Source organism: Paraflavitalea pollutisoli (assembly GCF_029360705.1).
GTDB classification, from domain to species: Bacteria; Bacteroidota; Bacteroidia; order Chitinophagales; family Chitinophagaceae; genus Paraflavitalea; species Paraflavitalea pollutisoli.
The window spans coordinates 172,720-196,850 of record NZ_JARKMX010000014.1; the positions used below are offsets into that span (position 1 = coordinate 172,720).

Consider the following 24,131-nt stretch of genomic DNA (forward strand, 5'->3'; position numbering starts at 1 on the left):
AACCTGTTCTATTTCATGACACAGAAGCGGGATAGCATTGCAGGGTAACAAACCATGACTGTGATGAAGCATCTCCGACTTTACTGTAGCGCCCTATTCCTGACTGTCTTAAGTGTTCATACCACCGCCGCACAACAACCGCCTGTAACCTACCCCAGGATCACCGCGTATGTAGGCATCCTGCATCCTCTTGTCACGGTTAGCCGTGCGCAGGAACCCCATTACAATTTTGATGGCGCGTATGTAGTCGGAATGCCTACGGGCATCAATATCTGGAAGAGTGCGCGGATCGGCTTTTCGATGGAGTTTGTGCCCCTGATCCGTGCCAATGGCGGCACCAGCAAGATGAACAATTTCCTGTTTCACCCCGGCGCTTTGTTTGGCCTGGGTAAGGGATTTACGCTGGCTACCCGGGCCGCTTTTGAAACATCTGGTAGATATGGCTTCACGCCCGTGCTCAACAAGATTGTGAAGAAAGGAGCTGGCAGTAGTGTATTTGTAGCCGTGCCGGTACCTGTCAGGTTTGGCAATGACCAGCCGGTCAGTTGTACCCTTGGCTTTCAGTTTGGGATCATCTTTTAACGCACCGACTGACCTGTTTACACTGGCCCCACCTGGTTGCTGAAAGTTGACCACGGTGAATGGGAGTATTATTATTTACGCTTTCAACTCAATCCAGGTAGGCGCGTGGTCACTGGCCTGCTCCCATCCTCGTACGTGGGTGTCTACGCCTGCCTTGCGCAGGCGGGGCCGCAGTTGCGGACTGAGTAGGAAATGATCGAGCCGCAGGCCGGCATTGCGTTCCCAGGCCTGGCGCAGGTAATCCCAGAAAGTATAGATCACTTGGCGCGGATAACGGTGACGAAGTGCATCGGTCCAACCCTGTTGCTGCAGGCGTGCAAACACCTGCCGCATCTCGATGCGAAAGAGTGCGTCATCGATGTATTTTCCGGGTTTGTAACAGTCCAGTTCCGTGGGCATGATGTTGAAGTCGCCAGCCAGCACCACGGGTACCTCATGGGCCAGCAGGGTTTTCGCATGGGCCTGCAATCTTTTATACCATTGCAGTTTATAGCTGAACTTAGGTCCCGGGTAAGGATTGCCATTGGGCGCATATAGACAAGCGATAACGATCTTGCCCACGATGGCTTCCAGGTAACGGCTTTGCACATCGTTGCGCCCGCCGGGCAGTTTACGGCGCAGTTCCTGGATGGGCTCGGTGCGCGAAAGGATCGCCACGCCATTCCAGGTCTTTTGCCCGTGCCACAAAGCCTGGTAACCAGCCTTCGCTATAGCTGCTTCCGGAAACCTTCCCTGCTCGGCTTTCAGTTCCTGCAGACACACGATATCCGGCCTGGATTCCAGCAACCAGCGCAACAACACAGGCAGCCGCTTATTGATATTATTGATATTGTAGGTAGCGATCTTGATCATAGAATTCCAGCAGCAAAAGATTTGCCTATACTGCCAGGTACACTTTGAAAGGGTCATCGTTGGGCAGGAAAACAGGAGGCATTAGTGGTCCTCATCTTGCACAATAACAGGAAACAACAAGGAAAAGACCGACCCCTTCCCTTCTACCGATTCTACCAACACGACCCCATCATGCTGCCGCATGATACGGCGCGCCTGCGATAAGCCGACACCAACACTGTCAACATGTGCTTTGGGCTTTAGCTGCACAAACAGGTCAAATATCTTTTCCAGGTGGGTGCCTTCGATCCCGATGCCATTGTCACGGATGCACACTTTATGGTATTTACGGTACTGCGTGCCCACCTGCGCATGTTGTATACTGCCGGCGTCCACGATGTCCGCAAAAATGTCGATGATCGGTAGGATATAGCCTTGGGAATACCTGAGTGCGTTGTCGATAATATGGTAAAGCACGATTTCCAATTGCCCGGCAATACCTGCCACTACTGGCAATGAGTGGACGGTTACAACAGCCTGCCTGCTTTTAATACCGGTCCGCAAACCAATCAGCACGTTGGCTACCACTTCCTGCAGGTCTACTTTCGTGAATTTTTCCGGGGCAGCTTGCATATCGGCCAGTTCATTCAACCGATTGATCTTTGCACTCAGGTCACCGGACAGTCTATTGATCTTGACGGCCAGGTCCCGCACCCGGTGTTCAGGAGGCAGCGAGACATCGTGGACGATCATGTCGGTAAATACCTGCAGCTTGCGCAAAGGCTCTTGCAACGAATGACGGCTCACGTGTTCATATTGGCGAACATCATCGCGGGAAGCTGCCAGATCCTGTTGCGCTTTGTTCAACACCAGCGCTTTGGCCTGCTGTTGATCCTGATTGTGCAGGTGGAAGGCGATCAGATCAGCAAACAGGTTGAACATTGTGACCATATTGCCAGCCTTCAGCGGCAATGGTTTCGGATCGATGGCACACAGCGTACCGAAGAACTGTCCGGATTTCAGGAAGATGGGTATGGAAATATAACTCTGAAATCCATACATCTTGGGGGTATGGTGATTGAAGAAGTATTTATCCTTTGCCACTTCATCTATAATTACCGGTTGCCCATGTCCCCGTATCTCGTTGCAAATGGTAGTTTCCAATTGCAGTTCCCCACCGGGCTTCAATCCAAAGCCGATCTCGTCCTGCACGGCACAGGCAATCCACCGGTTTTCCGTAACCCGGGCTACGGCGGCGAACCCCATGTTGGTCGTTCGGCAAATAAGTTCCAGCATAGATGGCACGATCTCCAATGACTGGATCTTTTCAACATCCCTCCTGAATTCTCCTTCCAGTGTAACCATTGTCAAATGGGTTTTTATAAAGATCGGGTAATTGCCTGGTAGCGTAGTTATCAGGCAGGTAAAAACACAGTAAAAGTAGCACCTTCCTGTGGTTTGGAGGAAGCCACGATATCTCCCCCATGTTGCTGGGCGATCTTTTTACACAGCGATAACCCAATGCCCGTACCATGGTACTCGGATTTGCTGTGTAACCGGTAAAAGATATCGAATACCTTATCTGCATCTGCTGCATTGAATCCAATACCATTGTCTCGTACGATGATGGTATGATACATCCGTTCCGGATCAAGTTTACCCTGGCCTTCGGGCTTTGATTGCGGCGGCGCAGCCTCGATGCTAATTTCGGGCACCACACCTGGCTTGTTGTACTTTAAGGCATTCGACAGCAGGTTGCCGAATAGCTGCATCATCTGAAGGCCATTGGCGTTCACAATGGGCAATGCGCTTACCCTGATCAGGGCTTTCTTTTCTTCGATCAGCAGTTCAAAATCTTCCATGGCTTCGTGTATGACCTTGTTGAGATCAATCCGTTCTATCTTTTGAAGTGGCTGGGAAGAGAGCTCTGCATAGGCCAGCAGGTCACGTACGAGGGTATTCATCCGATCGGAGGACCGCCTGATCTTCGCAGCATAATTGGTGTCACCAGTTTGTTTCGGCGCAGTTACCTGTTCCAGCCGGTCGGCGTAAATAGAAATTTTACGCAGCGGTTCCTGCAAATCATGAGAAGCGATATGGGCAAACTGTGCCAGATCGCTATTGGACCGTTGCAGCTCTTTATTCACTGCCGCCAGGTCGGCCGTACGATCTTCCACCATTTGTTCGATGCGCTGCCTGGCCAGCACCTGGGGAGTCACATCGATCGAGATGGCCAATACCCCCAGTATGTGTCCATCACTATCACGGTAGGGTTCGTACACGAAATTCTGGTATACCACATCAGGTTTTCCTTCACGGATCAGGTGCACGGGCCGTTCACTCGCGGTAAAGGTTTTGCCGGTATGGTACACTTCTGCCATCACCGCTTCCAGCCCCTGGTTGCGGGCATCCGGCAATCCGTCAAAGATGGGGCGGTGCATCACCGACTCCACCGGCTTGCCCCATATCTTCAACATGAGGGCATTGGCCATCTCCACCACATGTTGTGGCCCCAGCAGGATGCACATCGCTACCGGTGCCTGCAAAATCATGTTGCGGAAATTTTGTTCACTTTGCTCGATCCGGGATTTGGCAATATGCAGATCGGTGATGTCTGCCGCTGTATTCATGACCCCGTAAATATTGCCAGCCGCATCGTACAGTGGGGTAAAACTATAATTGAAGTAATAGGGCTGTAATACGCCTTCTTTCACCAGGTCCACTCGTTGGTTCCTGGCGTGAAAAGGTATCCCAGTCGTAAACACTTTATCCAGTTGATCGTAAATGCCCGTATCGACCAGTTCCGGCAATAAGTCCGCATAGCGTTTTCCTATTACATCGTTGCCTTTTCCCCACACGTCCAGGATCGACTGGTTGACGTATTGAATGCGCATGTCGCGGCCCACGTACACCCCTATCGGAAAAGGAGCGCCGGCCACCAGCGATTCGGCCTGGTTGTCGTAAAAGCGCCCTGAAGGCGGTTGGGGTCCGTAAGCGGCCCCTTCGGCAAAAGAATCCTGCATAATTTTATGTATGGCCACTCCGGGTTTAGCGGTCCCGGAATGTATTACAATAATAGAAGTTGAACGTAACTAATGTACAAAACCTTCAGTTACAACAAAACAAACGCCACCGACAACCCAAATCAATCAGCTGGAAAAACTGCCGCTTGCGTCCCTATTTGTCCATTTCAGACAACAAATAACCGATGAAAATACCCAGCAGGCTATCCCCACCATGCCCCAAAAGGCTCCTCGTTACAAGCCAGTTAGAAAAAACGCCCGGCTATCGACCACAATTAACTAACTTTCGTCAGTTTTCCCTTACATAAATACCCCTTTTTGTTGAAACAACTCCTTTTGGTGGATGATGATGCTGACGACGCTTTCCTGTTTAAGGAGGCGATCGATCGCATGCAATTGGCTATCTGCCAGACGGCAGAAGACGGCATTGCGCTGTTTAAACAGCTGGCCGCAGCCAACAGCGCCCTGCCGGATATTATATTCCTGGATATCAACATGCCGATGATGACCGGTTGGGAATGCCTGACAAAACTAAAAGGGGAAGAAGCTTACAGCCCTATTCCTGTAATCATGTATTCTACGTCCACGGCCAAAAGTGATATCGACAAATCGTTTGAACTGGGGGCATCATTGTTTATTTCGAAGCCAGAAAATTTCCAGGAGCTGACCAGGATTTTGGCGATCATAGCGATCAACCCCCTCTCCTCACTCCCGGAATTGTTGGCAGGGAGTCAACATGTTAAAAGTCCGACCCAGCTGAATCCGTCCAGGAACTAATATTTGTTACTGTGTCTTAAGATCAACTTGTGCGTTATGAATAGTACATCTGCATCCAAAAAGTCACTACATCATGGCAACTTGCATATCTATAATGAGCAGGAAAACCGTACCGCTCAGTTGGAGGAAGAGCTGGCTGATGCGCTTTTATTGCACAGGTTGAGTACAGAAATGATCCAGGAAGATGGGATAGATGGGCTGTATAAAAAAATTGTGCAGGCGGCCGTGGCGCTCATGCGTTCGCAGTTTGCCACCCTGCAGATGCTGTATCCCGACGAAGGCACGGTCGGTAAGCTCCGTATCCTGGCCAGCAGCGGCTTCACGCCGGAGGCGGAAGAATACTGGAAATGGATTTATAGTTATACGGGTAGTTCTTGCGGAGAGGTGTTGAGGACCGGCATACGACAGGTAATTCCGGACTACCGCACTTGTGCATTTATGCAAAACCAGCCCACGCTGGCGGTATTTTTAGATGGCGGCGTCATTGCGGCGCAAAGCACACCACTCTATTCCAGAAGCGGTCAACTGCTGGGCATGATATCGACGCATTGGGACCATCCGCATACACCACCCAAAAGACGGCTCGACCTGCTGGATATTTTGGCCCGCCAGGCGGCCGACCTGATCGAGCGCACCTCGTTGTTGACAGACCTGGAGAGCAAGGTGGCAGACAGGACGCGGGACCTGCAACGGTCCAACGAAGACCTGCAGCAGTTTGCCCATGTGGCCAGCCATGATTTGAAAGAGCCGGTTCGTAAGATCCGCACCTTTGGCTTACGCCTGAAGAATGAATGCAGTGACCATATGACGGCGGTATCAACACGGTATACCGATAAAATACTCGAGTCGGCCAGCCGCATGTCGACCATGATCGAAGGGATACTGACCTACTCATCGGCCAATGTGGCCCTGCAAAATGTGGAGCCCATCGACCTCAATCGCATCCTTACCGACATTGTCATCGACCTGGAGGTGATGATCGCCGACAAGCATGCGACCATTGAATGCGGGCCTTTACCGAATGTGGAAGGCGTGCAGGTGCTGCTTTACCAACTCTTCTATAACCTCCTCAACAACTCGCTGAAGTTCTCGAAACCTGCCGGTACGCAGCGCATCACTATGCAGGCGACATCGCTGGTAAAAGATGGCCGGGCCTATGCGCAGATCCTGTTGACCGATACGGGTATCGGTTTTGATCCTGTCTATAACGAAAAAGTATTTGAAACCTTTACCCGCCTGCAGGCAAAAAGCAAGTACGACGGTACTGGCCTTGGCCTTTCCCTGGCGCGGAAGATCGTCGAGCGGCATCAAGGCACTATCACCGCTGATGGCCGTATCGATCAGGGAGTTACCATCACCATCGTGTTGCCCTGGCGCAGTGATTCCCTAAGCTCAGCGTGCTGTGGTCCCCCTATGCTACTTCATTAACAGAAGCTGTTATCGCTATTGCATCCCGCCATGCCGTGGTACGCCCTATCACTAACGGGCATACTGCACGCATATCCATAAAGGACCACAGTGGTGATCGATTTCATGCACAAAAAGGCATCAAAACCTGGCATTACTGCCATAATTCCTGGATATAAAATAATTGTAAAATAACTGCCCCTTCGTTTAGTACCGATCGACGGTTTAGTTGTTATATAAGAAAGGATAAGGTTTAAGGTTAACGAATTTAGTTAGTTTGGCCCTGCGTGTCTACGTGGGGCTTTCTTATAAACTTTTTAGACTGCTCCACAGCTAAAACAATGCCTGGACGTATTGCAGACTGATCAATGGGATCTTCTGTAGTAGTTTGGAACAACAGTTCAAGCATTGGGGTTTATACATTTGTAGGTTAAGGCTCTTAATTAGATACCCCGCTCTTGTCGAAGAGTGGGGTTTGTTTTATTTAGGCAAGTCATAAATGACAGCCACAGCATTATAGTATATATCTACTTTTCGAAAGACTGGTAAGGCAGGTGGACGTAACTGAAAAAAGTATTCGAAAGTATAAGGTAATTGGCCCTATTGCATTTTATTGCTCCCTTTGAGGAACTGGAAAAAGATAAACAGGCCCACAGCGCCTACAAAAGAAATGTAATGATATACATCCTGATAAGTATTGCGGTATTGTTGGGCACGTTAGTTTATGCAGACATCAGGTTTGATGGGCATTTGTGACAACTCAACGAAAGCACATGAAGAAGATCATTGACCAAATCTATTACCTCGCCGCTACGGTTTACCGGACACTTGAAGCTGCCCGGCTCCATTCCCCCCATTTCCGGATGGTGGTAATCCTGGCATTTGGCACATTTTTATTGGCCACCTGCATTGCCATACCGCTCGCCGTGCCGATCACGACCTGGAGCCCCCGCGAACCAAAGATCATCCAGTGGCTGAAAGCAGGCCTCTATTTTGGAGCCCTCTTCATCCTGTTTGGCATAGTGTTCAGAAAACGCCTCCTCGATAAAAAAGAAGTAACAACAGAAAGCATTAGAAAATGTAAGAGATATGGTCCTTGGATCTTCTTCGGACTAATACTGCTAATGACAGCCTTATTGATCAAGAGAGGAATCGATATGGGAACGATAAAATGGTAAATGACTGTCTCGGGTCTTTAGAGAGCATTGGTTTGCACACCCCCCAAAAACCAAGAACCCAGCCTCCTCAGCTGGGTTTGGTTTCGCCTTAACCATTAAACCTAATTTCTATGAGTGTAATTGAACAGCCTGAGTTTAAAAACAACCCGGCCCGCGAGCCGGGTTAATAACAAAAACTGAAAAAAAGTATTCTCCTGGTGATTATGTACGAAGCAGCAATCCATATAGATTACTAAATTAAAAATATTTTACAGGCAGGGGTAGTTGTACTTAGCTGATCTTTTCCGGGCAGTCACAGTTTCTACCCAACTTGCGGGCATTCCGCCACAATACCTGGATAAAGCTGCGTATAGGTACGCATACAGCCAGATTTTGACGCCAGCCGGCACCGGCACATCATTTTATATAATCCTTAAAACAACTTATTATGGAACAAATGATCAACTTATACGACCTGCTGGAACATGAGATCAATGACCTCTATTCTGCGGAAGAGCAGATCATCGAAGCCCTGCCCAAGATGATCGAAAAGGCTGAAAACCCCAGGCTCAAGGCAGCGCTTAACGAACACCTGACCATCACCAAAGGCCACAAGGACCGCCTCGACCAGGTGAAGAAGATACTGCTGGCCGGTGAACAAGAAAAAAAGCCCGGCTTCCTGGAAAAGATCTTCGGCTCCTCCAAATGCAAAGGCACGGAAGGGCTCATCAAAGAAGGGGAACACATGATCAAACAAAACATGTCGCCCGAAGTGAGGGACGCCGCCATTATCGCCGCTGCCCAAAAGATAGAACACTACGAGATTTGTGGATATGGTACTGCCCGTGCCTATGCGATGCAATTGGGATTATCGAAGATAGAAGGATTGCTGAAACAAACACTCGACGAAGAATACGAAGCAGACGACAAATTGAGCGAGCTCGCCTTCTTCGATGTGAACCTGGATGCAGAAGTGGCGGATGGTCCCGTTAGCAAATGATAACAACACAGCACCAGCAACCTACACGAGACAATTACACAGGCGTCCAAAGGGGCGCCTGTGGTCGTACAGGCCTGTTATCATGCCTGCAACAATGGCAAGCCCTGCAAATGGTCCGTTGATCAGCCCCCTAACGAAGCTTATCGGTGCCAAAAAGAAAAACCCCGCATAGACATGCGGGGCGTCGCTAATCAAATTCGTTAACCATTAAACCTTATCCTTTCTTATATAACAACAAAAACATGAATCAGTACTAAACGATTTTCAAGTTTTTTTAGATCATTTTTCCTACCCGGAAGCGATCAACGGATATGCCTACCATCTCACTTTCCCAACACCGCCTCCAACATATCGTCGGTAATAAATATAACACCCAGTATCAGCATAAATTTCCCTATCCCAGGTTCCGGCCACTGGTCAAGGAACAGGTCAGCCATCTTATTGATATAATTCGCCTGGTACCTGAACGGCTTCGCTGCACGATCCCCTTCGTGTAAACCAAGCGTAAATACATTGCAGTAGGCCGCCCTGAGCCTGTCGCCTTTTCTGAGAAAAGCTTTCTCATTAAAGTCTTTTCTATGCGCCTTATACAAAGCATTAAAATCCTTGAACCTACCCATATCAACCTGGATAAAACGCCGGTAGCGTTTACAGATCACTTCACAGGCTATGACAGGATCGGCCGGAGGCCGAACCGTCTGGGTCAAGGTCAACAACACCAGGCCCATGAATTCGACCAGGCTGCCCTTCCAGGTCATCCTATCGCCTTCTTCGGGTGTGCCTACAAAAGCATTTTGGGGCCTCTCCAGGTATAACTTGATTTCGGGCAATCGATGACGGTTGCCTGTCTTGCCGACATTAGACATGTCGAGCTGACCGTCCGCTGCGACCTCAACAGTTCCCAATTGCCGTCTCCCCTGTTCCGCTATATAGCCGTCAACGTCGCAATCATTCTCCAGCGCCAACCGCATAGACTGGAAATCAGCATAAGGATGAATATTCACGATGACATGACGGTGCATTTCTTCCCACACCTCTTCGGGCTCGTGATCCTGGGTTTTGCTGATAGCCAACACAGCAGTCAGTATTTCTACCTTACTTCCCAGCCATTCCCACCTCTCTTTTCCCGGAGCCTGGTTCATTTCAGCCATGACAGTATTATTTAGTAAATAGATAGACTACTGCTTCTCCACTCCCAACACTTGCAGTAGCAACAGTTCCGATACAAATAACAGGTTGAAAACATGTGCCAAAATAGCCGGGTTAAGCTCTGGGCACCGGGCAGCAAATTCGGAACCGGTAACGGCGTTGTAAGAAGCCTGCACCATGAAACCCGACAACACCCTTTTATCGTCGGCCGATCGCTGCTGCAAAACCAACTGGCTCGCCTTCTGCAAGCGGTCGGATTTATCGCGGATATTATCAACATTTACAGCATACCCCATTGCGGTATAGACCGCTTCGATGTCGGGATATCCCTCAAAGTCCACCTCCACGGCAGTCAGCAGCAGCTGACAGATGTCTTCCCGTGCTTGAGACGGCTTTTTATCACGCATGATCCCCAGCCGCTCACATAAAACAACGACTCCCAGAAAGTCGACCAATTCGGCCTCCCAGACAAGCTTTTTCCCAGCCACTGGTTGCCCCACAAAAAACTCCGGATCAGGCCAGGTTTCGTACCCCTCCACCGCAAAACCCAAGTCTTCCAATTGCGCCTTGTGATCGGCATCCATCTCATGGGTGGCCCGTATACCATGCTTTTCCATATCCAGCAATGTGCTCTCCACATCACATAACGGTTGAAGCGCGAGGCGCATGGCTCGGAAGTTGAGATAGGGCCCCAAATCCAGGTCTGAGTCCGATAGTATTTTTTCGCCCAGTTCATCGATGTCCACATTGGGTACATCAAGGCTATAGATCAATACAAACTCTACAAATTGAACCTGGGCATTGATCAATTCGTTTTTTTGGTCTTCGGAAAGTTGATCGTATCCAGACATGCAATGCTTTTTAAAATGATGAATGTTAAATGACCTGATTACCAGGCACCAAAAAGAAAACCCCGCATAGACATGCAGGGCGTCGCTAATCAAATTCGTTAACCATTAAACCTTATCCTTTCTTATATAACAACTAAACCGCGAATCGGTACTAAACGAAATCAAACTTTTTTTAAGAAAACTTTTTATACCCAAAAGGGATCAAGTCATCAGTATGCATCTCCTGCAAACCTTTCGTCAGTTGTGCATGAGCAGACTGATCATTACCTGCACATATGGGTATAAAAGGAGGAACTTGCCGCGCGGCATTTGACCTCGATAGACGAGTAAAGCATCACTTCACGTAGCCCTTACTCCTGAACAGGGGAGAAGGACGCATTTGCTGACCGGCTGCCTCTTTAAAGTCTTTGACGGTCTTTCCATCGTACCGAAAAACCCCACCGCCCGATCCAAACCATATACTTCCATCCTTCGCTTCCACGATCGCCAAAAAATCCATTGCCTCGCCTGACATGATTTCGGTTACGACCGGTTTATCCTGGTACAACGACTTTTGATCGTACCGGGTAAGCGCCCAGCCTCTCGAATTTACCTCACCGGTCGTCCAGATAATTCCTTTATTATCTTGTAGGATGGCATACGCTGCGCGTTGCGATACCTTGGAATATGTGCGGTGGCTTGCTGTTGTGCACAGGCAGTGTCAACCACCAGCAGCAGGAGCCAGGTATAGCCGTGCAGGTATTTCATACAATACCGAAACTACCTCAATTCGATCAGTTTGACCGGTCAGGATGGTAAATTCCACCGTAAAGGTTGTAAATTATTGTAAACGGGCGCCTGATAGTACTTTTCGAAAAACCGCACCGCGTCGCCACAGCCAAGCTATTTGACCGTCCGCATCAAATACCTCTTATGCGCCTTAGCCAATTTTAGGAGCAAAAACCGTGTACTACCAACGACTATTATTGACATGGATGATGGCCGGCATCCAGATGACGCACGCCCAGCCGACCTCCATATGGGCTTTCCCGGGCATCAGCTGGCAATCAAAACATCACCAGCGCATCACCGCACAATATGGCTACAATCCGCAATGGAACATGCACGCCGCCTATGTGCAAGCCTTCCTACCAATCAACAAGCATATTACCCTCAACCCCGGCTACCTCTACCTGCAACGCAACCGTCCCCGGCTGGAGGAGCACGGCCTGATGCCAGCCATCATCTTCACGTGGTCTATCCGGCAACTCATCATTGACGATCGTAACCTTTATTGGCTCCGCATCAGGCACGCCGCCGAGGATATCCAGCTTTACCGTAACCGGTTGCGGATCTCCTATAGTATTTCTGCCGGACCGCTCACCATTAAACCCTACTGTTATGTAGAAGTTTTCTATCTCTTCAACCCTGGCCGATGGACACGTAACCGGGTAGCCCCCGGTATTTCAGTAGACCTGGCACATCGATTCAATCTCGATATCTCCTTCAATCGTGAACTCGATTATTTCAATGGACGTTCCAACCTCATCTTCCTCATGAGTACGGTCTCGCTCAACCGGCGCACTACAAAGTAGTGATGAGCGCCATAATCAACAACTACGACTGTCGCAGAAAAATAAAGTTCCCGAACGCTTGGCAATTTTACATCAGCAAACAAACAAATACAACAACCATGAACATCTCCTTACAACAAGCCAACCAGGCCTTGCAACAAGCCATCGACAAAGCAGTCGAGATCAGCGTACCGGTCAACATCGTGATAGTCGACAATACTGGCTACCTGAAAGCATTCGCCCGCATGGACGATGCCCTCCTCGGGTCCATCGACATCGCCTTGCAGAAAGCCAAAACATCCATGCTTTTCCGTATGGACACAGAAGCCGTAGGTGATTTCCTACAGCCCGGTGCTAAAGCTTATGGACTCGAGCTTACCAATGGAGGCCTGCTCGGCTTCGCCGGCGGAAAGCCCATCACGATCAACGGACAGGTCGCTGGCTTCATCGGCATTTCAGGCGGCGCTATCACGCAGGACGCACAGATCGCGCAGGCCGGTAGTAAACTGTAAACGTCATTTATTCAAACACCATACAAACATTTACTATGGCAGACAAAAAAAGGATCCTCATCACCGGAGCAGGTTCCGGATTGGGAGAAGGCGCAGCAATCGGTTTAGCAAAACTTGGCCACCAGGTCATCGCCGGCGTACAGATCTCACCGCAGGTCACCGCCCTCCGCGCTAAGGTGGAAGAGCTCGGCCTGCAAAACACCCTGCGCGTCGAAAAACTGGACGTCACCGATGCTTATGATGTGAAGTACGCCCTCACCTGGGACATCGACATCCTCTTCAGCAACGCCGGCATCGGTGAAGCCGGCCCCGTATTCGAGATTCCGGTAGACCTCGTCAGGCGTAATTTCGAGACCAATGTATTTGCCCCGCTGCACCTGGCACAAGGCTTCGTAGCCAAATGGATCAATGAAAAAAGAAAAGGAAAGGTAGTCTTCACTTCCTCTATGGGCGGCCTCTTCACCCCCGATGGCTATGGCATCTATGTGTCGACCAAGCATGCACTGGAAGCTGTTGCAGAAGCAATGTCTTCCGAATTGAAACCCTACAATATCCAGGTGCAGACCATCAACCCGGGCGCGTATCTGACTGGATACAACGAAACCATGGCCGACAACCCCTTCCGTTGGCTCGACGACAGCAAGAACTTCACCAAGCGGGCCGATATGCGTGCCACCTTCGATTCGCTACTGGGTACACCTCAAGGCCGTCTCGATCCCAAAGAAATGATCGACGCGATCATTCGCATCGTACCATCCGAAAAAGGCAAGTTCCGCAACGTGGTACCACAATTCGTGGAGGATATGCTGAAAGATCATCAACAGAAAGCCTGGGAGGTGACTATTTAAAAAAGGCTTGCGCTACGAAACGATTCCCGGCAACCGAACTGAAGCATATGCATACGGTGCAGAGGATTTAAGTTGTCCGGGGATCTTTTTCCCACCATACTATTTCATATGCAATACCCACATCAGCCGGTAAAGCGGTGCAGCATACTCACCATCCTGTTGCTGATCATCGCACTACCCGCCTTTACACAACATACCATGAACAATAAAACATTGATCAAGGAGGCCTTCGAAAAGTGGGCCAAAGGCACAGGTTCTTTTTTCGACCTGTTGGCCCCCGATGTGGTCTGGACGATCACTGGAAAAAGCGCCATTGCGAAGACCTATACCAGCAAAACACAATTCATACAGGAAGCCATCGACCCGCTCAATCGCCGCTTTAGTCATAAAATTGTTCCTACCGTTAAAGGTATCTATGCAGAAGCCGATATCGTCATTGCCCTTTGGGAAGGCAATGCCGTCGCTTCCGACGGCAAACCCTATACCAATACCTATTCCTGGTACATGAAGATCAGTGGAGGCCGCATCGTTGCAGTGACCGCTTTCTTTGAAAGCAAAGACCTCGACGATATCTGGTACCGGATACCTGACCCGCAGCAATAAACTTTTTTCACCAACTCAATACAACAACATGCGCAGTACAAAACTGGTTTATTACATCACCACCGCCCTGGTATCGTTGATGATGACGTATGCAGCGATCAGTTATTGCATCGATCCCAACCTTGAAGCGGCCTTTGATCACCTGGGCTTTCGGGCATATTTCCGCATTGAGCTGGCCATTGCGAAAATGATAGGCGTAGCACTGCTATGGTTGCCCGTTGCCGCCTGGATCAGGGAATGGACCTATGCAGCCTTTACCATCGTTTTTATCTCAGCTTTCATTTCCCACACCGCCATGGGCGATCCACTCATGGCCAGGATCATGCCCATCATTTTTCTCGTGCTACACCTCGCCTCGTATGTTTCCTGGCGTATACTTCGGTATACCCCGGATACAGGCAAACCGTATTGATCGTACCAAAACTATCCATCACCATGTATTACCTGCACGTTGTTGCGCTCACAGATTCCTACTTAGCGCCTTTTCGGTATGGGTTATACAGCCCATAGAGCGCGGCAACGTGCAGGTGATCAATAACCATCAACCATGTATTACCAAGCTGTTGCACCCACTCCTACAAACATCCTGCCCGCCTGCACCATTGCCCGCCTTACCACGTCTGGCAGTACAGACCACCAACCCTTTTCGCAGGTCACCGGACCGCAACAATACACCTTGCTCTGGATACAGGAGGGAAACGGGCAGATCAGCCTGGATACTGATCGGCTTACCATCTATCCTCAACACATCTATTGCCTGCGTCCCGGCCAGCGCGTACAGGTCACCCATTCCGACATGGAAGGCTGGCAACTTACTTTTCGCAAAGAATTTCTCGACCTGGTTGACAAAGGAGCGTCGTCCTTTGTGCATGGCGTATTGCTCCACCACTTTTGCGGCCGGCCAGCCATTCAGTTATCCCCGACCCTGGTGCCGCTGCTCGACTCCCTGATCAGCCAGATGCAACAAGAACAACATGGGCAGGATGTGTTACGACAGGAGGTGGTCCGCAATCTCCTGCGCCTCTTCATCATCTACCTGTGCAGGCATTGCGACACCATGCCCCCTTTGCCGGAAAACACCCGGCGTGCAGATATGGTCACCCATTTTTTTCAACTGGTCGAACAGCATTTTGTAACCCACAAAAAAGTTAATGAGTATGCATCCCTGCTGGGCATTACGCCCAACTACCTCAATGCTATCGTACGCGAGCACTCCGGCTTCTCCCCCAGCTACCATATTCAACAACGAATCGTGCTCGAAGCAAAACGACAGGCACTGTACGAACGCGATAGCATGAAAGAGATTGCCTATGCCCTCGGCTTCTGCAACCCCGCGCATTTCAGCAAGTATTTCAAGAGTACCACCGGTATCAATTTCACCACGTTTAAACGATCAGCATAAGCAGCGACGACAGTACTCCCGAAATACCGGGAGTTCTATCGGGACCACTCCCGGCATATCGGGATATGAAAAAAAGGAACAGGTGTAAATAGTTGAGCGGTAGGTGCTCATGCTTACGGCACAGGCTTTGGAAAAGTATAGTAAAGCCACTAAAGGCAGCTAAAAATGGCAAGTATGTACAACCAAACAATTGCATCCGCAGGTAACACACCTACCAAACAACTACTATCCACAGTCATCCAATACCGGAAAGACCAGGAAGGACAATGCTACCTCGAAGAAAATACCATCTTATACGTGTGCCGGGGGCGGTGGCGGATCGAACACGGCGCTACAATGCTGGAGGTGAATACCGGGCAACTCGTTTTGTTACACCAGCATCGGCTCATCAGGTACCGGGTGGTGCAGGAAGAGGCATTGGAAGCGCCTGCCTTTTTATTGCTCACCCTTTGCGGTTCGGTAGTTAGGGACTTCGTGAAGCAGGCACACCTGCAAGCAGTAACACCTCCAACGCCTGGCAATATGGTCTTGCACGAACCCAGCGTTCGGGTAAGTGCATGTTTACAATCAGTAGAAGCTTATTTTCGCCAGGGTGTATCGATGACCGACGCACTTATCCGTCTTAAAATACAGGAGTTCCTGTATTGCTTACCTGGTAGTATGGCCGACCAGTCCTTGCTGCAGCTGATACTCGACCTGCGCCAAAACTACCCCTGCAACATCACCACTGTGGTGGAAGAGAACCTGACCAACACCATTACGCTGGGTCAGCTGGCCAGGATGTCGGGACGTAGCCTATCCAGCTTTCGCAGGGATTTCCTGGCAATCTACAACATGCCGCCCTCCAGGTGGATCCGCCTGCAGCGCCTCGAAAAATCATTGCAGCTACTGGCCAGCACCCGGATGTCGGTCACCGATATTTGCTATACCCTGGGCTTCGAGAATATCGCCCATTTTTCCCGCCTGTTCAAATCGCATTTTGGCATACCGCCTTCTGCTTGTCGCACTACGGCCAATACGCAACCGCTAGCCGCTACCATGGGCGAGGCCTGAAGATTGACCAAAAGAGGTTTCGCTTAAACAACTACCGAGAATGTCTAATCTGGTTTGATGTAATCGCTTTTCTGTATGCCCAGTCTTTTCATTTTCGACTCCAGGGTGGAGGGGGCTAATTGAAGGAGTTCAGCGGCTCCCTGGTGACCACTGATCTTGCCCTGGGCTTTACGCAGGGCTTGCAGGATATAGGCCCGCTCATATTCCATCCAGGATTTGATCTCAGACGTTTCGGCCACGGCAGGTTCAGCGGGCTGCGAACGGATGCCAAAATAGATGGATGTTTCCGGTTGGTCGGGACCGAGCAGAACCATGCGCCGCATGGTATTTTCCAATTCGCGGATATTGCCGGGCCAGTGATAGTTGACCAGTTTATCGGCCAGTGTCGGTGACAGCGTAAACGGGGCTTTACCTTCCTGCCGGGAAAACAGCTGGATGAAGTGGTCGGCCAGCAACAGGATGTCTTCCTGGCGGTGGCGCAGGGCAGGTACCTGGATAGGAAATACATTGAGGCGGTAATAGAGGTCCATGCGAAACCGACCGGCAGCTACTTCCTGCTCGAGGTTGCGGTTCGTAGCAGCCACAATGCGCACATCTACCTGGATGGTTTGTTTGCCGCCTATGCGCTCGATCTCTTTTTCCTGCAAGACCCGTAACAGTTTGGCTTGTACCGCCGGCGGCATTTCGCCGATCTCATCGAGAAAGAGGGTACCTTTTTCGGCCTGCTCAAATTTACCGGTTGTTTTGGCCACCGCGTCGGTGAAGGCGCCTTTCTCGTGACCGAAGAGGATCGATTCGATCAAGGTGACCGGCATGGCGGCACAGTTGACTTTTATCAAGGGATATTGGCTCCGTGGCGACATGGCATGGATGGTTTCCGCCATCTTTTCTTTGCCGGTTCCACTTTCGCCCAGGATCAGCACGGAGGTCGATGAGGGGGCCACGATCCGGATATGCTCCATGGCTTGTTGCAGGGTGCTGCTTTGGCCTACAATATTCGGGAGTGGCTGCGGGTTAGTCCTGGCTGGCGCATTCGCCCCGGTTGTTGCTGCCTGTTGCTGCTTCATGGCTTCGATGCCATGACTGTGCTGGTACAGGGCGATCTCCAGCATGACTAGCACATCGCGTTCCCGGAAAGGCTTCACCAGAAAACCGGAAGGCCTGGTTTCCTTGGCGGCATCCAGGGTGACTTTATCGGAATTAGCAGAAATAAAGAGGAAGGGGATATTGCGCGTGCGAAGGCTCCGGGCCAGCTCAATTCCTGTTTGCGGACCTTTCAGGTAAATGTCAACCAACACAAAGTCTGGACTATCCTGGTCGAGCATCGCGAGCGCTACCGGAACCGATTTGGCAATGCCAGCCACTTCGTAACCTGCCTTCACCAACAGCCGTTCGAGGTTGGTCGCTTCAATGAATTCGTCTTCTACTATTAATACTTTTTTCATTTGGTTGAATTGGGCCCTGTTGTTGCGATCCATTGAACTTAGCTATTTACTGGTCAAATTTAATTCCTTTACGAGCTAACCTGATGGAGCGGTTGCCAATTCTGGTATTTTATTATATAAGTCGAGGAACGCATGAAAAAGCTTTGGTATGACAAGAGGCGTCACAGTGAAAAACCGGCTGATAAATATGACCTGGATAAGGAAATTCAAGGGCGAGGGCAGGATACCTGAAATGGATAGCATCAGTTTTCTAGAGGGGGCTGCGCGAAAAATAGCTCTCGAGCCGGGAACGCTAAGATACGATTTCCAGGCAGCCAGCTCAACATTTAATGCCCAACTTAATGCCATAAATCGTATTTTAGAAGCACTTAACGCACATCCAATCTATCCAACTTACCCGTTCCCTCTGAGTATGGCTTCCCGACATCAATCCGTCTACCTATCGCCCTTAGATAAGCCTTATCTGTTCAACTGTTACCATTTAACACTTCTAGTATGCGTGCAATCCACGTCGCATTGGGTCTAGCTGTCCATTTTATCGTATTGGTGAGCTACGGCCAGTTTATTCCTGGTGGCATGGTTATAAAACAAGAGCGGGTCCCAGGCCTGCTAAACCAGCTACACAATACGCTTACAAACACCCAACGAGCAGAAGTACTACTGGAACTCAGTTCTGCTTACCTGTATAGGCAGAAGACAGCCAAGAATGACGTTGACAGCGGAATGTTGTACGCCAGGCAATTGACAGAGCTGGCGTATCTAATGAAAAGTACCCACTATCAACAGCAGGGGCTTTTATTAACCGCCCTTTTGCGCATGGAATACCAGGACTTTGCTGGTGCCGAAAAATTACTGCGCGGCATGAATGATACCATGCAGGTAAAAATGCTTATCTGCCTGTCTGACCATTTTTACGCAAAAGCAAATACATCGCCGCTGGAACGCAGTCACGTCGACCAGGCTACCCGCTACGCGGAAATGGCGCTACCACTAGTAACCAAGACGAAAGTTCATATAAAGCGTATGGCCAGGGTGCTGGAAATTGCAGCTGACAAATACCGGCTCCTGCATCTAATGCCGCAAGTAGAAAAATACTCGCTGATGGTGCTGCAATGCAGGGACGGCAAGGGCTTCCCTTCGACAGCCGTGGTATACAGCATCCTGAGTATCCAATATACCCTGGAAGGTAATTTTTTCAAAGCCATGGAATACGGCCAAACGGCCGAAAAATCATTGACTAAAAGCAGCACCGCCGATGAAGTCGCTAACGTATACAATAGTCTGGGGAGTCTAAGCGCCGTACAAGAGCGACCTGAAAGAGTATTGTATTATTATGGTAAATTATTAGAAAACCCAATGCCCTATGCAAAGGTGCCAGGCTTTTATGGTGCTGTTGCGACCTATAGCGCCAATCTGCAAAAGCTCGGCCGCATCGATGAAGTAATACCCTTCCTGCAAAAAATGCAAAAAATGGTACCTCCAGCATCTGATGTAAATAAATACTACGCTTGTCTGGCATGGGGTCGTTGTTATCGCGAACTGAAGCAATTTGAACAGGCAGAAAAATACTTTAAAGAAGGGATAAAACATGCCGAAGCAGCGCGCATAGCGACCGGGGCGATCAGTTACCACCTAGGTATTCTATATTTCGAGTCTGATCAACCCGAAAAGGCAGTCACCACCCTTCAGTTTGCAGAAACCAACATGCGTGCCGAAAACAACCCCTTGATCGCGCAGAATTACAGCTATCTGTCCAAAGCACAAGCGGCAGTAGGAAAGTACGAAGAAGCTTATAGAAACCTGGTGAAAGGGAAAACCCTATCGGATTCATCATTTACTGCCAGCAGGGCACGCCTTACAGACGAATTGGAAACGCAATACGAAGTGCAGAAAAAAGAAGCAGACCTGCGTCAGAAAGAGCAAAACATACAAGCCTTGCACCTGGATGCTGCCACCCTGAAGCAGGATGCCCTGTTGAAAGATGCGGCATTAAAGCAGGCAGCGCTTGAGCAGCGGCAGAAAGATATAGAGCTGCAATTGCGGGAAAAGGACGTGAAAGGGTTAAAATTGGATAAGGAGCTTCGTGACAATATCATCCACCAAGCGGAGGTGAGAAAACACGTTACCTGGCTGATCATGGGATTGATGGGAGTCATCTTAGCCCTTTTGGGCTGGCTGTTTTGGTCGAAAATAAAGAGCAATAAAAAGATTGCCGGTCAAAATGGGCAGCTGCAGCAACTGGTCGCTGACAAGGTGTGGCTCCTAAAAGAAATGCACCATCGCGTCAAGAACAACCTGCAAACGATCGTGAGCCTGTTGGAGCTTCAATCTTCACATCTTCAGCATGACGCACTCGAGGCGATCCAACATTCACAATCCCGCATCTTTGCGATGTCATTGATACACCAGAAACTGTATCAGTCAGACGATACCAAAACGATTGACATGGCCGACTATGTTCCGGAACTGGTATGTTACCTGGAACAAAGCTTCCATAGCGACCAAAAGATCCGCATCATTTTAGACATCGATCACACTGCCTTAATCGTCAATGAAGCCGTATGCCTGGGGCTTGTCATCAATGAGGCAGTGACCAATGCTATGAAGTATGCATTCACAGAAGACAGGACAGGAGAGATCAGCATTCGCCTCAAAGCAATCCGGACAGATGAATTTGAACTGGTGATTGCAGACAACGGGCGAGGTCTGCCCAACAACTTCAATTTTCACCAATCCAATTCCATTGGCTTCAAACTAATCAGGGGGCTGAGCGATCAGCTGGAGGCTGCTATAGCTATTGAAAACGACAATGGACTAAAGATCACGGTCTCCAAGATACCTACCCTTCGGGTCCACAAAGTAAAAGCCATGGAAAAGGGCCTGGAGCAGCAACTGGCGGGATAGCTCATGCTTTCGTAGCTCGTAATCCCGCACCAAACCGACATCAAAAATTTCATGCTATTCCTGCGCCTTGTTTATTATTTCCGTTTGTTCAATAGTCGCTTGAAGTGCATGCCTGGGCTTGAACCGTATCATCACCGTAGTACCTTCGTGCGAAAGAATGGTGGCCTTTCCATCGATGTCTTCCGCCAACCCCTGAACAAGCTTCAATCCCAGACCCAGATTTACTTCATCCGCTTTCTGGAAACCGAGGCCATTGTCGGCAATCACAAGATCTGCCACATGGCCGTCGGTGGTGAGAGATACCGTGATTTGCGGATTTGCGATCGTTTCGTCGAACGCGTACTTGAAGGCGTTGGTGATGATCTCATTGACCATTAAGCCAATAGGCACGCCCTGGGTAACGTCCAGTTCGATCGGTGTGATATGTGTAGTGATAGACACCGACTGAACGGTAGACAGTGACGCTTTGAGGTGCTGAAGGAGTTCGTTGAGGTATACTTCCATATTGACAGACGACAGGTTGTCTGATCGGTACAGCTTCTGGTGCAGCAGGGAGGTGGCGTAAATGCGATTCTGGCTGGTTTGTAAAGCAAATTGTGCGTCCTCGTTTACGGAGCCAGCTTGCAGTTCCAGCAGGCTCATAATGGTCTGTAAATTGTTTTTTACGCGGTGGTGTACTTCTTTCAGCAGCCATTCTTTTTCTGTGACCAGCCGCTCCAGTTTCTGGTTTTTGTCTCCAATGAGCAAGTTGCTTTTTTGCTTGTTGCGGTATTGACGATACAGCAGCACTATGATTACCCCTGCCAATACGATGCCTGCAATGGTAAAACGCTTCACGAGGTTCGCTTGCCGGAGGTTGTCATCCTGTAGCAGGTTGGTACGGGTCAGCAGGGATATATGGTCGTCTTTGTGACGGAGTGAGTCTTCCTTTTTTTGCGTCTCGTATTGTGTCTGGTATTTTTGAATAGCTGCCGTTTTTGATTGGGTGATCATCGAATCGTCCCATCGTTTGTTTTCCCTCAGGTGGCGCATAGCGGAGAGGTAGTTGCCAGTAGCAGAGTCAGCGAGGAAAAGGCAATAGTGCAAGTGCCCTTTGGTACGTATTGATGTGGTACTATCTACCTGTTGCAGTGCTTTTTCCAGGTAGAATTTTGCCTGACGAAATTTGCCGGCTTCGACATATAACTGACCCACCGCATGGTAATCCGGGTCAATGTTGTTCCGGGTGCGTATCGCGAGTTCTGACAGGTAACAGGTTTCAGCCTTGTTGTATCGCTTTGCCAATCTGTAAAAATTTCCCATAGAATTTAGCCATTGCATGCTATCCATGGCGTTGTCTGGTGGGTATTTTTGATATAGCGTAGCAAAGGTGCTGTCGGCCTGCTTAAATTGTTTCAGTTTAATATATTCGTCTACCAATTGGCGAAGCACCTGGGTCATGTCGTAGTTTCCATATCGTATTTTGTAAAATTCGATCGCCTGTTTCAAATAAGTGATGCTTTTTTGGTGTTCTCCGCTTTTGGCCAATATCACGCCATGTGCCACGCAAAAATCACCATACCCTGCGCTGTCTTTTGAAGCTGCAGTCGCTCTTAAAGCTAGATCGGAGTAATAGAACGCTTTGTCTTCACTGCCTAACAGGTAAGTAAATCCGGCTAACTCATAGTAGATGTATTGCAGGTAGGGGTACTGAAGTTCTTTGAGCAATGCCACAATCCTCAACAATTTCACCTCTGCGTCAGGACTTATTTTTTCCGATTCAATACAGCTCACTTCTTTCATTGCCAATACCTTTTTCAAGGTGTCATTGAGTTTATTCGCTATCAGTAGGGCTTGTTGCGCGTAGTTCATACCTTTTTCCAAACGGTTTTTGGCATTGTCATGATTTCGGGTGTGTTGGGCCAGGTTGAGCAACAGCACAAACCGGGTGGAGTCATTTAGCGAAGGCAAGACCAGAACGGCGCTGTCGAGGTTGAATTTTCGCAGGTAGGCAAAGGCGGTCAGTAGTTTTGCTTCGTTATAAGTTCTGGCCAATCCGGCTTTTGCACTAATATCTGCCGCTTCATTGGCGAGTTTGAGGGCGCTGGAGAGGTTGTGTGTTTTAGGATAAGGGTTATGGACATAATAAGCGCCAAGCAGCACGAGTGCATGGGCCTTTTCCGGTGCGGACTTTGGTTTCACGATGATTTTTCTCAGTGTGGTTATTTGTGAAGCATTCACGTAGGGTACTCCAACAAGCAGTTGAGCACCGGTTTTCAAGTGCAGCAATAGGAAAGCAAGTAGCAGTATTAATGAGACCATGAATGGTCTACAGTATTGAAGTATGTTGGCGTTTGGCATAACAGGAGGACGTACTATGGTGGACAAGTCGCAGCCACTACGCAGTTTGTGTCCAAATGGTTTCTTGATCATACAAATTGATTTGATCTTTGGCGCTGGGGGCAAACCGGTCGCTTATATTTTTCAGGGGGATACTTCTAGTTTCTGTATGGATGTTGTGAGTGCTTGTCGACTGTAATAGCCCGACAATTCAAAATAGGCTTTGCCCAAGCAGTATCGGTAGGCACTTTTCTCCAAAAGAGGAATAGCCTGCTCCACTGCTTTTCTCCCGTTAGCCTCGTCGCCTTTTTCCCGATAGATAAAAGCTTGTGTCAACAGTATACGACCATCGGCGCCCGCGACCGGGTTGGATTTGTTGATGCGTGCGGCTTCTTCCACGCAGGCATTGGCACTGTCGAAATCAATCTTGTTTTCTCCCGGTTTGAATGCGTGGTAGTCTGCCAGGCGGAGTAATGGTTCCAACCTTCCAGGCCCTTTGGAGATTTGCTTTAGTATCTGTGTAAGAGAGTCCGCCTGTTGGCGATTGGTTGGTTGGGTAGCCGCAGCATGGGCTATCGTCATGGCCAGCATGACAAGGAGCATACGCATAGATAAAGCAATTGAATGTGTATGTTGACCAGGATAAGGGTTTACACAGGGAACGATCAGGTGTTTGATCCGGATGGCAAGAAAATGTATGCTCAATGGGAACGGG

Annotated in this window: 22 protein-coding genes; 13 read left to right on the forward strand and 9 right to left on the reverse strand. The window is 49.4% G+C overall.

Annotated features, from left to right (window positions below; translation table 11 throughout):
- The first annotated feature begins 63 nt into the window (after positions 1–63).
- A complete protein-coding gene (locus tag P2W70_RS31310; protein ID WP_276485549.1) occupies positions 64–582 on the forward strand; it encodes a hypothetical protein in 519 nt (172 codons plus the stop codon).
- A 75-nt stretch (positions 583–657) separates the two neighbouring features.
- On the opposite strand, the gene xth is transcribed toward P2W70_RS31310, so the two are convergent.
- The 3 genes from xth to P2W70_RS31325 all read right to left on the reverse strand — a co-directional run bounded on the left by xth (position 658) and on the right by P2W70_RS31325 (position 4,436).
- The gene (gene xth, locus P2W70_RS31315) at positions 658–1,434 is read right to left on the reverse strand and encodes an exodeoxyribonuclease III (protein ID WP_276485550.1); all 777 of its coding nucleotides are present in this window, start codon (positions 1,432–1,434) and stop codon (positions 658–660) included.
- Positions 1,435–1,515: 81 nt separating this feature from the next.
- Positions 1,516–2,778 carry a GAF domain-containing sensor histidine kinase gene (locus P2W70_RS31320; RefSeq protein WP_276485551.1) on the reverse strand — a complete coding sequence of 421 codons (1,263 nt, stop codon included), beginning with the start codon at positions 2,776–2,778 and terminating at the stop codon, positions 1,516–1,518.
- Between the two features lie 50 nt (positions 2,779–2,828).
- A complete protein-coding gene (locus tag P2W70_RS31325) occupies positions 2,829–4,436 on the reverse strand; it encodes a sensor histidine kinase (RefSeq protein ID WP_276485552.1) in 1,608 nt (535 codons plus the stop codon).
- A gap of 321 nt (positions 4,437–4,757) precedes the next feature.
- Between P2W70_RS31325 and P2W70_RS31330 the strand changes: the two genes are divergently transcribed.
- From P2W70_RS31330 to P2W70_RS31345, 4 genes are all read left to right on the forward strand, one after another.
- Positions 4,758–5,213, forward strand: coding sequence for a response regulator (locus tag P2W70_RS31330; protein WP_276485553.1), 456 nt, complete (start codon positions 4,758–4,760; stop codon positions 5,211–5,213).
- Between the two features lie 36 nt (positions 5,214–5,249).
- A complete protein-coding gene (locus P2W70_RS31335; RefSeq protein ID WP_276485554.1) occupies positions 5,250–6,641 on the forward strand; it encodes a GAF domain-containing sensor histidine kinase in 1,392 nt (463 codons plus the stop codon).
- Positions 6,642–7,393: 752 nt separating this feature from the next.
- Entirely contained in the window at positions 7,394–7,798 is a 405-nt protein-coding gene (locus P2W70_RS31340) for a hypothetical protein (RefSeq protein ID WP_276485555.1), read from the forward strand.
- A 427-nt stretch (positions 7,799–8,225) separates the two neighbouring features.
- Complete coding sequence (locus P2W70_RS31345; protein ID WP_276485556.1) at positions 8,226–8,777, forward strand: ferritin-like domain-containing protein; 552 nt, start codon at positions 8,226–8,228, stop codon at positions 8,775–8,777.
- Between the two features lie 323 nt (positions 8,778–9,100).
- Here the strand turns inward: P2W70_RS31345 and P2W70_RS31350 are convergent, their stop codons facing one another.
- The 3 genes from P2W70_RS31350 to P2W70_RS31360 form a co-directional block, all read right to left on the reverse strand.
- A complete protein-coding gene (locus tag P2W70_RS31350) occupies positions 9,101–9,928 on the reverse strand; it encodes a hypothetical protein (protein ID WP_276485557.1) in 828 nt (275 codons plus the stop codon).
- A gap of 27 nt (positions 9,929–9,955) precedes the next feature.
- Entirely contained in the window at positions 9,956–10,777 is an 822-nt protein-coding gene (locus P2W70_RS31355) for a hypothetical protein (protein WP_276485558.1), read from the reverse strand.
- Between the two features lie 334 nt (positions 10,778–11,111).
- Positions 11,112–11,291 carry a hypothetical protein gene (locus P2W70_RS31360; protein ID WP_276485559.1) on the reverse strand — a complete coding sequence of 60 codons (180 nt, stop codon included), beginning with the start codon at positions 11,289–11,291 and terminating at the stop codon, positions 11,112–11,114.
- A 460-nt stretch (positions 11,292–11,751) separates the two neighbouring features.
- On the opposite strand from P2W70_RS31360, the gene P2W70_RS31365 reads away from it, so the two are divergent.
- From P2W70_RS31365 to P2W70_RS31395, 7 genes are all read left to right on the forward strand, one after another.
- Positions 11,752–12,351: a DUF2490 domain-containing protein gene (locus P2W70_RS31365; RefSeq protein WP_276486159.1), complete on the forward strand. Its 600-nt coding sequence runs from the start codon at positions 11,752–11,754 to the stop codon at positions 12,349–12,351.
- Positions 12,352–12,449: 98 nt separating this feature from the next.
- Positions 12,450–12,842, forward strand: coding sequence for a GlcG/HbpS family heme-binding protein (locus P2W70_RS31370; RefSeq protein WP_276485560.1), 393 nt, complete (start codon positions 12,450–12,452; stop codon positions 12,840–12,842).
- A 35-nt stretch (positions 12,843–12,877) separates the two neighbouring features.
- The gene (locus tag P2W70_RS31375) at positions 12,878–13,690 is read left to right on the forward strand and encodes an SDR family oxidoreductase (RefSeq protein WP_276485561.1); all 813 of its coding nucleotides are present in this window, start codon (positions 12,878–12,880) and stop codon (positions 13,688–13,690) included.
- 108 nt (positions 13,691–13,798) lie between these two features.
- Positions 13,799–14,293, forward strand: coding sequence for a nuclear transport factor 2 family protein (locus P2W70_RS31380; protein ID WP_276485562.1), 495 nt, complete (start codon positions 13,799–13,801; stop codon positions 14,291–14,293).
- Positions 14,294–14,321: 28 nt separating this feature from the next.
- Entirely contained in the window at positions 14,322–14,705 is a 384-nt protein-coding gene (locus P2W70_RS31385) for a DoxX family protein (protein WP_276485563.1), read from the forward strand.
- A gap of 135 nt (positions 14,706–14,840) precedes the next feature.
- Complete coding sequence (locus P2W70_RS31390; protein WP_276485564.1) at positions 14,841–15,695, forward strand: AraC family transcriptional regulator; 855 nt, start codon at positions 14,841–14,843, stop codon at positions 15,693–15,695.
- A 174-nt stretch (positions 15,696–15,869) separates the two neighbouring features.
- Positions 15,870–16,748, forward strand: a complete 879-nt coding sequence (locus tag P2W70_RS31395) for a helix-turn-helix domain-containing protein (protein ID WP_276485565.1) — start codon at positions 15,870–15,872, stop codon at positions 16,746–16,748.
- Between the two features lie 44 nt (positions 16,749–16,792).
- Here P2W70_RS31395 and P2W70_RS31400 read toward each other — a convergent pair whose 3' ends face one another.
- On the reverse strand, positions 16,793–18,193 hold the full coding sequence (locus P2W70_RS31400) for a sigma-54-dependent transcriptional regulator (protein WP_276485566.1): 1,401 nt from the start codon (positions 18,191–18,193) through the stop codon (positions 16,793–16,795).
- 495 nt (positions 18,194–18,688) lie between these two features.
- Between P2W70_RS31400 and P2W70_RS31405 the strand changes: the two genes are divergently transcribed.
- Positions 18,689–21,097, forward strand: coding sequence for a tetratricopeptide repeat-containing sensor histidine kinase (locus P2W70_RS31405; protein WP_276485567.1), 2,409 nt, complete (start codon positions 18,689–18,691; stop codon positions 21,095–21,097).
- A gap of 54 nt (positions 21,098–21,151) precedes the next feature.
- Here P2W70_RS31405 and P2W70_RS31410 read toward each other — a convergent pair whose 3' ends face one another.
- Entirely contained in the window at positions 21,152–23,278 is a 2,127-nt protein-coding gene (locus P2W70_RS31410) for a histidine kinase dimerization/phosphoacceptor domain -containing protein (RefSeq protein ID WP_276485568.1), read from the reverse strand.
- Between the two features lie 282 nt (positions 23,279–23,560).
- On the reverse strand, positions 23,561–24,025 hold the full coding sequence (locus P2W70_RS31415) for a hypothetical protein (protein WP_276485569.1): 465 nt from the start codon (positions 24,023–24,025) through the stop codon (positions 23,561–23,563).
- Positions 24,026–24,131 lie beyond the last annotated feature (106 nt).

Excerpts from the sequence above, each read along its gene's own strand:
- P2W70_RS31310 (WP_276485549.1), top strand. The coding sequence starts at position 64 with ATGAAGCATCTCCGACTTTACTGTAGCGCCCTATTCCTGACTGTCTTA.
- xth (WP_276485550.1), bottom strand. The coding sequence starts at position 1,434 with ATGATCAAGATCGCTACCTACAATATCAATAATATCAATAAGCGGCTG.
- P2W70_RS31320 (WP_276485551.1), bottom strand. The coding sequence starts at position 2,778 with ATGGTTACACTGGAAGGAGAATTCAGGAGGGATGTTGAAAAGATCCAG.
- P2W70_RS31325 (WP_276485552.1), bottom strand. The coding sequence starts at position 4,436 with ATGCAGGATTCTTTTGCCGAAGGGGCCGCTTACGGACCCCAACCGCCT.
- P2W70_RS31335 (WP_276485554.1), top strand. The coding sequence starts at position 5,250 with ATGAATAGTACATCTGCATCCAAAAAGTCACTACATCATGGCAACTTG.
- P2W70_RS31340 (WP_276485555.1), top strand. The coding sequence starts at position 7,394 with ATGAAGAAGATCATTGACCAAATCTATTACCTCGCCGCTACGGTTTAC.
- P2W70_RS31345 (WP_276485556.1), top strand. The coding sequence starts at position 8,226 with ATGGAACAAATGATCAACTTATACGACCTGCTGGAACATGAGATCAAT.
- P2W70_RS31350 (WP_276485557.1), bottom strand. The coding sequence starts at position 9,928 with ATGGCTGAAATGAACCAGGCTCCGGGAAAAGAGAGGTGGGAATGGCTG.
- P2W70_RS31355 (WP_276485558.1), bottom strand. The coding sequence starts at position 10,777 with ATGTCTGGATACGATCAACTTTCCGAAGACCAAAAAAACGAATTGATC.
- P2W70_RS31360 (WP_276485559.1), bottom strand. The coding sequence starts at position 11,291 with ATGTCAGGCGAGGCAATGGATTTTTTGGCGATCGTGGAAGCGAAGGAT.
- P2W70_RS31365 (WP_276486159.1), top strand. The coding sequence starts at position 11,752 with ATGATGGCCGGCATCCAGATGACGCACGCCCAGCCGACCTCCATATGG.
- P2W70_RS31370 (WP_276485560.1), top strand. The coding sequence starts at position 12,450 with ATGAACATCTCCTTACAACAAGCCAACCAGGCCTTGCAACAAGCCATC.
- P2W70_RS31375 (WP_276485561.1), top strand. The coding sequence starts at position 12,878 with ATGGCAGACAAAAAAAGGATCCTCATCACCGGAGCAGGTTCCGGATTG.
- P2W70_RS31380 (WP_276485562.1), top strand. The coding sequence starts at position 13,799 with ATGCAATACCCACATCAGCCGGTAAAGCGGTGCAGCATACTCACCATC.
- P2W70_RS31385 (WP_276485563.1), top strand. The coding sequence starts at position 14,322 with ATGCGCAGTACAAAACTGGTTTATTACATCACCACCGCCCTGGTATCG.
- P2W70_RS31390 (WP_276485564.1), top strand. The coding sequence starts at position 14,841 with ATGTATTACCAAGCTGTTGCACCCACTCCTACAAACATCCTGCCCGCC.
- P2W70_RS31395 (WP_276485565.1), top strand. The coding sequence starts at position 15,870 with ATGTACAACCAAACAATTGCATCCGCAGGTAACACACCTACCAAACAA.
- P2W70_RS31400 (WP_276485566.1), bottom strand. The coding sequence starts at position 18,193 with ATGAAAAAAGTATTAATAGTAGAAGACGAATTCATTGAAGCGACCAAC.
- P2W70_RS31405 (WP_276485567.1), top strand. The coding sequence starts at position 18,689 with ATGCGTGCAATCCACGTCGCATTGGGTCTAGCTGTCCATTTTATCGTA.
- P2W70_RS31415 (WP_276485569.1), bottom strand. The coding sequence starts at position 24,025 with ATGCGTATGCTCCTTGTCATGCTGGCCATGACGATAGCCCATGCTGCG.